12 protein-coding genes are annotated in these 12,842 nt (G+C 41.9%); 3 read left to right on the top strand and 9 right to left on the bottom strand.

Annotated elements, in window-relative coordinates:
- Positions 1 to 549 (top strand): methyl-accepting chemotaxis protein (locus tag ACO4PX_RS04555; protein WP_485571693.1); only part of this gene is annotated, 549 nt, incomplete at its 5' end.
- A gap of 203 nt (positions 550 to 752) precedes the next feature.
- Positions 753 to 1,049, top strand: coding sequence for a hypothetical protein (locus ACO4PX_RS04550; protein ID WP_485571691.1), 297 nt, complete (start codon positions 753 to 755; stop codon positions 1,047 to 1,049).
- A 303-nt stretch (positions 1,050 to 1,352) separates the two neighbouring features.
- On the opposite strand, the gene ACO4PX_RS04545 is transcribed toward ACO4PX_RS04550, so the two are convergent.
- The 9 genes from ACO4PX_RS04545 to flgB form a co-directional block, all read right to left on the bottom strand.
- Complete coding sequence (locus ACO4PX_RS04545) at positions 1,353 to 2,651, bottom strand: C39 family peptidase (protein ID WP_485571689.1); 1,299 nt, start codon at positions 2,649 to 2,651, stop codon at positions 1,353 to 1,355.
- Between the two features lie 299 nt (positions 2,652 to 2,950).
- The gene (locus ACO4PX_RS04540; protein ID WP_314635684.1) at positions 2,951 to 3,547 is read right to left on the bottom strand and encodes a CheB methylesterase domain-containing protein; all 597 of its coding nucleotides are present in this window, start codon (positions 3,545 to 3,547) and stop codon (positions 2,951 to 2,953) included.
- Positions 3,548 to 3,646: 99 nt separating this feature from the next.
- Complete coding sequence (locus ACO4PX_RS04535) at positions 3,647 to 4,066, bottom strand: putative toxin-antitoxin system toxin component, PIN family (RefSeq protein WP_485543749.1); 420 nt, start codon at positions 4,064 to 4,066, stop codon at positions 3,647 to 3,649.
- Positions 4,067 to 4,073: 7 nt separating this feature from the next.
- The gene (locus ACO4PX_RS04530) at positions 4,074 to 4,352 is read right to left on the bottom strand and encodes a type II toxin-antitoxin system RelB/DinJ family antitoxin (protein WP_455009591.1); all 279 of its coding nucleotides are present in this window, start codon (positions 4,350 to 4,352) and stop codon (positions 4,074 to 4,076) included.
- 179 nt (positions 4,353 to 4,531) lie between these two features.
- Positions 4,532 to 5,482 carry an Rpn family recombination-promoting nuclease/putative transposase gene (locus ACO4PX_RS04525; protein ID WP_485571687.1) on the bottom strand — a complete coding sequence of 317 codons (951 nt, stop codon included), beginning with the start codon at positions 5,480 to 5,482 and terminating at the stop codon, positions 4,532 to 4,534.
- A 788-nt stretch (positions 5,483 to 6,270) separates the two neighbouring features.
- On the bottom strand, positions 6,271 to 7,089 hold the full coding sequence (locus ACO4PX_RS04520) for a CheR family methyltransferase (protein WP_304069740.1): 819 nt from the start codon (positions 7,087 to 7,089) through the stop codon (positions 6,271 to 6,273).
- A 10-nt stretch (positions 7,090 to 7,099) separates the two neighbouring features.
- Complete coding sequence (locus ACO4PX_RS04515) at positions 7,100 to 7,600, bottom strand: chemotaxis protein CheW (protein WP_408637129.1); 501 nt, start codon at positions 7,598 to 7,600, stop codon at positions 7,100 to 7,102.
- 28 nt (positions 7,601 to 7,628) lie between these two features.
- Entirely contained in the window at positions 7,629 to 9,710 is a 2,082-nt protein-coding gene (locus tag ACO4PX_RS04510; protein ID WP_314670348.1) for an ATP-binding protein, read from the bottom strand.
- A 255-nt stretch (positions 9,711 to 9,965) separates the two neighbouring features.
- Positions 9,966 to 10,355 (bottom strand): flagellar basal body rod protein FlgB, encoded by a 390-nt coding sequence (gene flgB, locus ACO4PX_RS04505; protein ID WP_007156723.1) that lies wholly within the window; start codon positions 10,353 to 10,355, stop codon positions 9,966 to 9,968.
- Between the two features lie 426 nt (positions 10,356 to 10,781).
- On the opposite strand from flgB, the gene ACO4PX_RS04500 reads away from it, so the two are divergent.
- A partial coding sequence (locus tag ACO4PX_RS04500; RefSeq protein ID WP_485571685.1) for a methyl-accepting chemotaxis protein occupies positions 10,782 to 12,842 on the top strand: 2,061 nt, incomplete at its 3' end.

The following is a 12,842-nucleotide window of genomic DNA, read 5'->3' as shown; positions in this document are numbered from 1 at the left end:
AAAACCGTATACTATGCTGACGGTGAGGAGAGAGAGCCAGGGAAGGCAGACGCTTTAGATCGCAGATCCCAAGAATTCGGCTCTTCTTCTATTCAGTGTGAACTCCGGTATGATGGAGAAAAAGTGGCAAGCCTTTATCTGAAAGAGGATAAGGACGGAGACAGAGATAGACAGGAGGCTGCATTAAAGCTTCTTTGCCTCACTCTCGAAGAGTTCGTAAAGGCAGAAAGCAGCGTTGGACGTTTTGAGGAATTTGCAAACCGTCTTTCCGCAGGAATTACCGAAACCCAGAGTTTGGTAAAGGAAATCAGAAAGAGCACCAACGACTTAAAGAGCATTCAGAGCAGACAGAAGATTCTTGCTTTAAATGCAAATATCGAGGCGGCAAGAGCCGGAGAACACGGCAAGGGCTTCGGTGTGGTAGCAGATGAGGTTGGAAGACTTTCCGACTCCAGCTCCGCAGTAAATGAGAAGATTTCTTCTGTAGTTAAGAGAATTGCTGAAGTTGTCAGCAGCTTAAGCGGAGAAGAATTAGAAGAGCAGGCGTAAGGCCTAAGGGAAATACCATCAAAAAAATAATAGTGAAGCGTTTTTTCTTCGAAGGATAGGGAAGAAGGAATAGCTTACAAAACAAAATGTGAAAAAGAAGCGAGGGAAACTTCGCTTCTTTTTTAGTTGTTACATCGGTATGATGTATCTGACAATACAAAGTTATAGATCTATTTTTTGCCATCACCTTCCTTTGGTGTGCAGTGGTTATGGTGACCCAGGCCTTTAAGGACAATGATAAAAAGCATTATGCAGCAATAGCAGTGGCAATGGTTCCTCCCGTTGCCGACTATATGTATAGCCAGATTACAGGAGCACTAAGCCTTGCCAAGCTGCAAACTGCGATTCAAGCCTCCGGCTTTATCCATAGGGCGTATCTTGGGTTCTATCCCACTACGCAATATGCAATAGGCTATCTTGTTATTGCCATCTTAGCCTTTATCTTCCATGCAGGAAGAACGAGCTGGTTTAAGGCAGTGGAAGATTTTGAATACGTATAAAGATAAAGAGATAAAAAGATAAAGAGATAAAAAGATAAAGGGATAAAGAGATAAAGAGATAAAAAGATAAAGGGATAAAGAGATAAAGAGATAAAGAGATAAAGAGATAAAGAGATAAAGAGATAAAGAGATATAAAGTGATATAAAGCGTAAGCAAAAGATATTATTCTTAATAAAGGTCTGAAATCATAGGGTTTGTGTGCCCCGATTTCAGACCTTTTCTATTCTTCATGAATATCCTCTGTAGGAAATGCGCAATATTATTTTAGACAAGTATCATTCGCTTTCTGTGCGGGATCTTGTTTATCTTCCGTAATTTCTCGGACTGCTTACGGCCCAAAGTGGTCCGCCACCGTCGTAGTTCTTCTTTAATTCTCGCATTAGCTGTGCCGGATCCCATTCCTGCTGGGTTTTCTTATAGCTGTTGGGATCTGCGATAGATACGGTACCGTTTGGATTTTGCTTTGTAATAATAACAAAATGTCCACCATTGGTTAATGCACCCTTACCCATCAATGCGACCAGAATATGTCCGCTGTTTAAAAGCTCAGCTACCTTTGCAGGGGTTCTTTCCTGTACCGAATCCACCATTAAATCAAAGGCGGAGAGGGCAGAAGGGATATAGTCATGATAAGAACCGCTTTGAGGAGCATAGAACTTATAATGAGAAGACCATTCCGCCATTTCTTTCGGGGTAATGCTTCCATTTACATTTCCGAAGGAAGACACAATCATTGCTACGGTAGTTGGTCCGCAGCCGTATTTACTGATAGAGTCCTGTCCGCCGTAAAGATATTTTGCCCAATGACTGTCATGCTGGTTATAGTAGGTCATTGGACCCATAGCGGTATCTAAGAACACATTATAATCGTTAAAGGTGGAACTTCCGTAGAACTGGGAAAAAGAATCGGACTTTACGGGAAGACCGCCAACATTGCTGACATCCGCTGCAGATTCCTCCACGGTTTCCGGGGTGTTTAAATCTGCCACAGGCTTTGCGGCATTTGCTGCCACAGCAGTAGTTTCTGCATTTTCAGAGCTTGCTTCCTGGGCAGGAGCAGTACTTTCCTGCACATTGTTCTTTACCGTTTTTTTATTCTGTCCGTCAACAATTTCCGTAATGGTTTCTGTACTTTCTTCTGTTGTAGATTCAGCCTCTGTAGCACCTGTGCTTTCTGCATTTGCTGTAGTTGCTGTAGTTGCTTCTGCAGAACTGCTTTCGTCTGTATTAGCGGAAAATGCAGTGGAGTCGGAACCTCCCTGACCGCCACCGGTGTTATTATTGTCGGCACTTCCCTCAGCAGGTACGGCTCTGTCTCCGCTACCTTCTCCGTCATTTACTGCGCCGGCAATTTCATTTTCCCCTAATACGGCAGGTGCCTGCTCATAATTTCCGTTATAAAAAACCTCTTGAAAACGACTTTCAGCGGTGAGAGTGCTTTTCTTATGTGCTTGCTCCTGCTTTTTTTCCGTTACATATCCCTGATAGGCAATGGCCGAAAAGCTGACTGCCATCACGGAAAGAGATGCGGCCGCTGCGATTCCAAGCTGCTGGGCACTGGCTGCCCCTAATTTACTTAATCCTGTTCCGATGAACCCCATGTTATCTCCCTAAATATATACAAATCATCCTAAAAATTTCCAAAAAAATCATGGCCTCCCGGTTCAGGAGGAACATTCTATACTTATGTATCGGCAAAAAAAGAACAGGCTATAAAGAGAAAGCCTGTTCTTTTTGATTGTAAATATTAATATTTAACAAACAAAATAAGGGGGATTGTGCTTTGATTCCTCTGTAGAATTCTACAGAGAAATTTCACCGTGAAATTCTGTAAGGCTGATGATAGAGCCATCTTGTAACGCTAATGCTAAAACTCTTTTTAAACGTCTACTAATCTGTATTAGCTGAACCGTAGCCTTTGGAGTAGATATTGAGGAATCTGTTCCAGATTTCCCTGCTGGCTTACAGCCCCCAGCTTGTAGGCTTCCATGGGCATTCCATAGACCACAGAGCTTTTTTCATCCTGTCCCAGAGTATAAGCACCTTGCTCGTGCATAGCCAAAAGCCCTTTTGCACCATCCTTTCCCATGCCTGTCAGTAAAATGCCGATGGCGGAAGCCTCATATTGCTCAGCAACGGAGTGGAAGAGTACATCTACAGAAGGACAATGCCCTGAAACCTTCTCTTCCTCGGTGCAGGAAACTCTGGCTCCTAAAACATCCTTGTGAACTCGCATTTGCAGACCTCCGGGAGCAATAAGACAAAGTCCCGAATAGAGCTCGTCTCCATCCTTTGCTTCCCGCACCTCCATGGCGCATAGACGATTCAAACGCTCTGCATACATTTCCGTAAAAACAGGAGGCATATGCTGGGTAATGACGATAGGCGGCAGATTTCCCGGCAACTCCTTTAATACGGCAAGCAGCGCTTCGGTTCCTCCTGTAGAGGCGCCCATAGCAATCAATTCAATATGCTGTTTCTGATCCTGATACTCCATTTTCTTCCCCACAAAATAAATATTCTGTGGGTAGTATAGCACGAATTAACACTTTTATCAGCTAGGAAAGAGTGCATTGATTAAATGGCAGAAAGAAGGTTATAAATCAACGTCTTTTAATATAATGTCAAGCATTTGACGCGGTGTAACAACATAGGATTTATTTGGGAAATGTTTGATATTGCCGGTGACAAGCCATGTATTACTTTGCTTACGTTGCTCCATGACAACCTCATAAAATATCACATCTTTAGGATCCGGCAGTAAAATATTTATTGGACTTGAATCAATATAGAGCCCTTTCAAACGAAAAGTTTGAATAATGTCATTGATGATTTCTTTACTGAAATGAAATTTTGGTCGAGAAAGAACACTTAGATATTCTGATTCTATCTCATTGTTCAAAACTGGTGTAATCATATCCGTAAATACTAGCTCTAAAAGACTACCGGGAATCGAGTGATACTTTAAGAGAGCAGATACGAGAACATTTGTATCAATTACCGCAAAATATTTCATAACTTACTTACTTTCTTGCCTCAGCAATTTCTGCGTTAATCTCTTCAAGAGTCATATCGGAGATACCGTATTCTTCAGCAATTTTGCTGGCTTTTTTCAGGGCATTAATGCCGGGATTGTTTTCAGGACGGATGTTCATACTGAAAGGAATTCCATTTTCTTGATTAAGTCTAGCCATACACATTCGAAGATATGCAGGTAGAGATAGTCCTAACTTATCTAAGATTTGTATTGATTTTAGTTTTTCTGTATCCTCTGTTCGAAACTGTACTAATGTACTAGCCATGATTTTACCTCCATAGAAATTAGAATTTACTAATCTCTATATTATAGGATTTAAAATGCAAATGCAATCGAATGATTACATTGTAGGATTTTTGTTGCCTATTAATCAAAGCTAAAGAGAATTATATATCTTTTTCAAGTCACGTTTACAAACTTTATTCAACGAAAGTTAGTAAACGTTTAAAGCCCGAACTCCTTCAGGAGCTTGTCCCGATATGCTTCATCGTAAGAAACTCTCTTAAGATCATCCATACGTCCTGCATTCAGTAAATGACCTACCAAAAGAGCGAGACGATTTTGTCCTTTCTCCAATCCCTTTTCGAGGCCTTGTTGTAAGCCCTGTTGTATTCCTTGTGCTAGACCTTTTTCTATTCCCTTCTCTATACCTTCTTCTATCGCTTTTTTTCTATACTTCTCTAATAAAACATTCATCTTCTTTTCTCCTTCCCTATCTAATTTACCTTCTTTTAATGAAGCTACTCTATGAGACAAAACTTCTGACTGAATTTCTTTGGGATTGGCTTCTTTAAAGTCTTTAGCCAGTTTTCCTAATGCGTTGTCATCTTGCCTTGCCGTGTTGAAATAAAGGATATGAGAACCATCTTTAAACAAATTTCCGGACTTTCTAATAACTCTTTCAATCTGGTACAGCTGTTCTCCCTCACCCAATACATCTTTATCTGTAATAAATATAACATAGCTTTCCGGTAATTTGGAAAACTTTTCTCCCTTCTTAAGGGTATGTGTGTCCATTAGAGCGGCATGATAACGCGCCCTTTTAGGAATTGCCCCGGCAGATGAATTTTGCACTTCAATGTTATAGAGCAAGCCTTTTTCATCAGTGCAAAGGCAATCCAAGACCAGTGCTCTTCCATGCAGATTTGGTAGCCTCTTTTGAAGTCTTTGCTCCTTTAACTTTAAGGAAGATTTGTCCAGAATCGTTTGCAGAATATACTCCGTACAAGCCTGTTCTTCCAGAACCACTTGCATAAAGAGGTCATCCATCAAAGTAAGAGATGCGATGATTTTTTTCTTTTCCAGAGCATCCAACTTTTTTCTTGTACTCTTTGATTTACCTTCTGAACGAGCGGATTTTTTAACCTTAGCATTAGTAGAATTTGTTTTTTTCATAAGTCACCTATAGATAATTTGGATAATAGAAATTGATAGAGAGGTAAATTGAATTTTTAGAAAAGATGAATGGAAACGAGAATATTGCAGTTAAGATTTCAAGTTAAGTTTAGGCTTTAGGAATAAAAACACTTGAATTTTATTGCATTCTATCTTACTACCAATTTAGCAAAACTCCTATACTCCACATTCGGATATTATCCGTATATTGATAATATAGAGTATAGTTGATAAAAGAGCGCTGCCAATCCTCACCCTTTGGCTTATTCGATAGCTTAGGAGCACTGACTATTCTCACTCTTGCTCATAATCGAAAGTCTAGAAGTACTGCTTACCCTAACCTTTGTCCATAACTAAAAGCCAAGAGCATTGCTCATCCTTACCTTCGCTTATATTCGAGAACTCAGGAAGGAACACCGTCTATCCCCTATCCTCAAGGTAATCTGAGCCCCTCGGTACTTAACAAAAGCGAGCGAAGCGAAGCTTGCGTTTAGTACCGCTAGTCGGGCGAAGTTAGCGGGAGCGTGCCTTGAGGGGAGGGGATAGACGGTGTTCCGATGTATCGAAGAAAAGCAATACTCTTGCATTTAGTACCGCTAGTCGGGGCGAACTTAGCGGGAGCGTGCCTTGGGGCTAGGAGATAGGCAGTGCTCCGAAACGTCGTATATAAGCAGTGCCCATTAAAAAGACAATAAAAAAGCATATCTCCATCCAAAGATAGAAGATATGCTTTATCACTTTATTCGCGTTGTTGATCGTTCTACTTGTTAAGCACTTTCCTTTGCTTCCTATTTTTCATCCCTCCGATAAATCGCGGGCTTCACATAGGTATAAGGGCAAGTGGCTTTTGTCAGTCCCTCGGAGTGTCCGATAAAGAGGTGTCCTCCGGGATAAGTCACGTCGTAGAAACGCTTTACCAAGGCATCCTTTGTAGGCTGGTCAAAGTAAATCATAACATTCCGACAAAAGATTAAATCAAAGTCTCTTTTAAACTTGATGGGAGACATGAGATTAAAGGGGCGGAAGATAACATTTCTTCGAAGCTCCTCGCTGACGGTGTAGTAACCGTCTTCAATGGGAACAAAATACTTGTTTTTCCAGCTTTTCGGAAGCTTTTCCAAGCTTTCCGGAAGATACTTGGGGTTTTCCGCCTTGGATAAGACATTTTGAGAAATGTCTGTAGCCAGAATACGAGTGTCCCAGTTTCCCCCTAACTTTCCAAAGTACTCTAAGAGATACATGGAAATGTTATAGGGCTCTTCTCCGGAAGAGCAACCGGCGCTCCAGATGGAGAGCACCCGGTCATTCTTGTGTTTTTCTGCCAACTGGGGCATCACCACATTTTCCAGATAATCAAAGTGAGATTCCTCTCGCATAAAGTAGGTATAGTTTGTGGTGAGCTTATTCAGCAGGGTAGTCATCATATCCTGGTCCTGTTTTTGGATAATGTCATTCACATAATCGTGAAAGTCCGTATATCCCCGGCTCTCCAGGATAGAAGAGAGACGGCTTACAATCAAAGGCTTTTTACGCTTTAGATCAATGCCGAATTTCTCCTGCATAAAGGTATAAAGCCGCTTAAAGTCCTCATCAGATAAATCGTTCATAAAATCCCTCTTATACTACTTCAGAAGTAGAGGAGGATTGCACTAAGGAAGCTGCGTCAAAGGACATAGCAACTTCTCCGCTATCTAAAGTAAGCATGCCGTTGCAAAGCTTCTGACGATTCCGTAAAGGAATAGGCTGTACTTCGCTGGTGTCAATGTCGATAACCTGACGTACCTTATCTACGATGATACCGATAGGTACGGAATCAATGTTTAATACGATAATGCAGGTCTTAGAGGTATATTCCTCAGCTTCTCTGTCCATCAGTAAACGAATGTCTACAACCGGAAGGATAGAACCTCTTAAGTTGATGATTCCCTTTACATAGTGGGGAACCATGGGAAGAGCAGTGATGCTATGGTCATTGATGATTTCAATGACATAGCTTGTGCTCATATACATTACCAATCCGCCGGATTCGAAGGTTAAGCAACGCTCTGCATCGGTTAAATCTTTCTCGTCCTGCTTGTTTTCTTGACTTTCAACTTCTTCTAATAATTCTTCTTGCATCAATTCTTCTGCCATGCTGCTTCCCTCCTTAAATGTTTTCAATGGCTTGAGAGTACAAGCCTAGCACGTCTAAGATGATACAAATGTTTCCATCACCTAAGATGGAGCAACCATTAATACCACTGGACTTTAAGTCATACGCATTGAAGTAAGCGGGGAGTGGCTTTACCACAACCTGCTGTTCTCCGATTAAGTCATCTACGAATAGGCAGCAAGACTTGTCTCCGGCCTCTACCCAGATGAGAACACCGTCCTGTAACTCGGTGTATTTTCCTTCGATGCCGTAGAAATTGTTCAGGCGAATGATAGGATAGAAAACATCCATTCTCTTTACCATCTCATTTCCGTTCTCGTCAAATACGACTTCGGAATCATCTACCTTGAAGGACTGACGAATATTTACGATAGGAATGGTGAAGATGGTATCTCCAACATTTACCTTCATACCGTCCATAATAGCCAGTGTAAGAGGAATCTTCATGGTGAAGGTTGAACCCTTACCGATTTCACTGGAAATGCTGATGGTTCCACCAACAGACTCCAGATTCTTCTTTACTACGTCCATACCAACGCCTCGACCGGAGAACTCGGTTACTGCGGTATTGGTGGAGAAGCCGGGAAGCATAATCAAGCCCAAAGCTTCTTTCTTGCTGTATTCGGAACGAGGCTTGTAAAGAATTCCCTTTTCCTCGGCCTTGTCCAAAAGCTTTTCCGGATCCATTCCGTAACCGTCATCCTGAACGGTAATGATAACTTCGGAAGAAGTGTGAGAAGCGGAGAGGATTAACTCACCCTGAGAATCCTTACCTGCTGCGATACGCTCTTCCTTGGTTTCCTCGATACCGTGGTCCATACTGTTACGGACAATGTGCATCAAAGGATCCTGAATGCTATCTACGATTGTCTTATCCACTTCGGTATCCTCACCGATGATGGTAAGCTTAACGTCTTTTCCAAGCTTTTGCTTCATATCACGAACGATACGGTTCATCTTCTGGAAAACACCGGAGATGGACACCATTCGTAAGCTCATGGCGATATCCTGAAGATCGTCTGTTAACTTACGAAGCTGTCTTGCAGACTTCATGAAGTTGTCCAGACTTTCCTGAGGCAGCATACGAAGAACAGGAGAGGAGGTTACCATAGATTCGGTAATAACAATTTCTCCTACCAGGTCGTTTAAGCTGTCCAGCTTCTGCAGGTTTACGGAAATCAAGCTCTGCTTTACAGGTGCTGCAGCCTTTTGCTGTGCAGTCTGCTGAGCCGCTGCAGGCTCTTTACTTGCCTTTGGTGCGGAACTGCTTTCTGCATTTGCGCTCTTAACCTCAGCCTTTGCCTCAGCCTTTGTTGCCTCTACCGGCTCATAGGAGAGGATATGGCTCTGCTCCCGTAAGATTTTCTCACCCTTTTCGCAGTCCTCGTCACTATCGAAGGCAAGGAAAAATCCTTCATCGATAATGGTTTGTGCTGTTTCCGGATTGCTATCCATATCTGCAGGATAATAACGGAACTCTAAGTCAAATTCCTTGATTGCATTTACAATCATAAAGGCACGAAGATTTTCCATGCCGATTCCTTCATCTAAGAAGACATGAATGAATTTCTTAGCCTTATCGTCCTTCGGAAGATTGCGATTCTCACCGGAAGCCTTTGTGCTGTCTGCCGCTTCTACAACAGGAGCGGAGTCAGCAGGAGCTTTTCCGGAAATCTTTGCCAAGAAAGCATTGATGGAACCTGCAAATTCTTCAACATTGTTATCCAACTCTTCGCCGGCCTTTACCTTCTCCAGTCCGCTACGAAGAAAATCCTCAGAACGGAACATTAAGTCGAAAAGTTCACTTTTCTGGTCTCCGCTTAAAGAATCAATTCCCTTATCACGAATAAAGAAGAACATGTCTTCAATATGGTGAGCGATATTGGAGAGAGGAGTGAACTCCATCATGGCACTGGAACCCTTAATGGTGTGCATGATTCGGAAAATTTCATTTACGTCATCTGTGGAGAAATCCCCTACCTTTTCGTCTGCGATAAGCATTTCGTCCAACTTATCCAGGAGCGCTTCCGTCTCCAAGAGATAGGTGTCCAGCATTCCTTCCATTGTACTATCCATAGTTTTACCACCTTTTCCTATTTACTAAACTGTGTTCTGTTTCACAGCAGTATCCTCGTTATCTATCGGCAAAATCCCTACTGCCATAAGGCAAAGTTGGAAAATGCCGAAAAAAAACACTGCCCTTTCGGCAGTGCTTCTATACCCATTTCCTCCATAAAAGGGAGAAAAACTCAGTATTCCAGAAAAGTTCGGAAGCATCCTTTCTTCCTGAAATCGTCATTTTCCTCTTCCTATCATCCTATGGAAAAGGGGCTAGAAGCTCTTCGCTGCTGCCATAAGTCTTCTTAAGTCATTGTTTACAGAGTTTACCATATACTGGTAAGCATAGGTGGTTTTAACAAGCTCCACCTGTTCCTGATCCATGTCCACGTTATTTCCATCTAGTCGACTGGATTCGTTTTTTGTGCTGTGAATTCTTGCCCTCTGGGACTGTATTGCATTCCCGATGGCGACCTTTTTTCGTCCACCCTGCTCCGCAGTAGAAATGCGGTGGAGAAGTTCATTCTCAAAAGTGAGATATTTTGACTTGTAATTCGGCGTATCCACATTGGCGATATTGTTCACCGTAAGATTCTGCCGTCCCCAGAGTAAATCCAGGGTCTTCTCCGTGAGGGCTACTCCATTTCCATAAAATAATGACATAGCTATCCTTTCTCTCTGTTTTTTAGCTCAACACAATATCGGACAGTTTTGCTTTTTTATAAGAGAAAAGCAGATTTTTCTTTTTGCTTTTTTTAGAATTGTGTCTTCGCACTTCCTGTTTTCGTGTTGTGCTTTTTTTGGCCTTATTATCCCTTAGCGGAATTTGAAAATCTTTCCATATAATAAGAAGAAAGTTTTTTGCATAATAGCATTTTCAGAAAGAAAGTACAAGAAAGCTTCCGGAATCTTTTTCACTGACTTCTTAAAAGTTTTTAACTGCCTCCTTGCATCTTTTCAGCTGCCTAGGGAAATTCTTTGATAAAATGCTAATTTCCTTATATAAGTATGGGCTACGCCGATGAACCTATGAGCTTTATAAAATCGACAATAAAAATAGGAGTTCGAAATTCAAGGAGGAATGAAAGCGTGAAGAAAAAGCAAGAAATGAAGGGTTCTTTATTGGAGAACCTTGGGTTAGGGCAGAAAATGTCATTGATTATCGGTGGGCTGACCTTTGTACTGCTGCTCTGCTTACTGTATTTTTTGTTGCATAGTTTTAGATTGTCTATGAACAAAAAGGTAGATGCCAGCATGGCGGAAAGGGCAGAGCAGGCTTCCTATACCCTGGATAACTTAATGACCAAGCTGAATGCCACAGCCGATAATATTGAGGAAAGTATCAGCTTCGTGTTTGACCAGCATGATGAGGTGGGAGGCGTTCCCGGTAATCCCTGGACCATTAACGATGAGGATGGGAATCCCCAGAGCATTACCCCTATGGAAAATGTAGCTTTTCGAAGCCGTGTGGTAAATGCTTACCTTCCTGCTTCCCGTTACAATGCGGAGGTAGTGATTTTAAATGCGCTGTATGCAAACCTTAAGACGGAACCGAATCTGGCAGATATCGGTATTTTATTTGAGCCGAATGCATTTTATCAGGGGATAGAGAATTACGCCCCTATTCTTTCCCAAGAAGATCTGGATAAAAGAGCGATTACCAACCATCCTTATTCCAATTATCAGGATGAAATATATTATAAGGCGGTAAAGGAAAAGGGATCTACCTTTATTACACCGGTTTACGGAGATATTACAAAGCCGGAAGAGAGAATGTTTGCGATTTATCATCCTATTATGAAGGACAATCAGTTTTTGGGAAGCATTCTTTTGGATGTGAAGGAAGATATATTACTCACGGCAAGCAAGACCGATGAAGATTATTCTTCCATGTTTGTAAACATTATTGATGGGGAAGGTTTAATTCACAGTAAGAAAGAAACAGTAAATGGAAAGACTTTAAAGGAGCTTCTTCCGGAGAAGGCAAGCACGGCCATTACCGAAAAGATGGAGTCTAAGGAAGCCTTTGCTCTTAATATTGTGAATGAGCATGGACAGCTAAGAAGAGAGTACTATTACCCCATTGACATGGAAGGCAGCACCTGGTGGACCAGACTCAGTATTTCTCACCAGGATTATAGTAAGGAAGTGGACAGATTAAGAAATGTTGGAATTGTAGCAGGATTTAGCACGGTATTTGTTCTTGCATTTGCATGCGCCCTGTTGATTGGCTATTTCTTAAAGCCCCTGCAGAAGGTGGTAGAGGTAGGAGAAAAATTATCCGTAGGGGATTTTGACATGAATCTTTCCTATAAGAGCAAGGACGAAATCGGAAAATTAATGCATTCCATGGGGGATGTAGTTTCCAGAATTCGTTCCATTATCGGAGACCTTTCCGAAAAATTAAATCAACTTGCCCAAGGAAACTTCAATGTGGAAATGAATAATGCGGAGTACTACAGCGGAGCATATCGTCCACTGTTTGATTCCATTCAAAATATTTCCACAGATCTTTCCGGTACTATGGCAGAGATTCAGCAGAGTGCGGTACAGGTAAATTCCGGTGCGGAGCAGGTGAGCTCCGGTGCTCAGGGACTTTCTCAGGGTGCTACAGAGCAGGCTTCTTCCATCGAAGAATTAAGTGCCACTATGAATGATATATCCGCAAAGATTAAAGAAACAGCTGAAACTACAAGAGAGGCTTCCCGTCTTTCCAATATGGCAGGTCAGTCTGTTATGGTAAGTAACGAAAAAATGAGAGAAATGTCTTTAGCTATGGAAGAGATTACTGAAAAGTCTCAGGAAATTAGTAAGATTATTAAGACTATTGATGATATTGCCTTCCAGACCAATATTCTATCCTTGAATGCGGCTATTGAGGCGGCTAGAGCAGGAGCAGCAGGAAAGGGCTTTGCAGTAGTAGCGGATGAGGTAGGTAACCTTGCTCAGAAATCTGCAAAGGCAGCACAAAACACCTCTTCTTTGATTGAAGAAACTATTGAAGCGGTAAACAAGGGAGTTCGTATTTCTGAAGAAACTGCAGAATCCTTGACAGAGGTAGTAACCCGTGCCGGGAAGATCAATGATTTAATTGATATAGCAAGTAGCGCATCAGAAGAGCAGGCTAGAGGTGTTAGCCAGCTTAGTGTG

Source organism: Oribacterium sp. (assembly GCF_057249185.1).
Note: the sequence above shows the minus strand (reverse complement) of the source record. Positions and strands in the feature narration are given on the sequence as shown.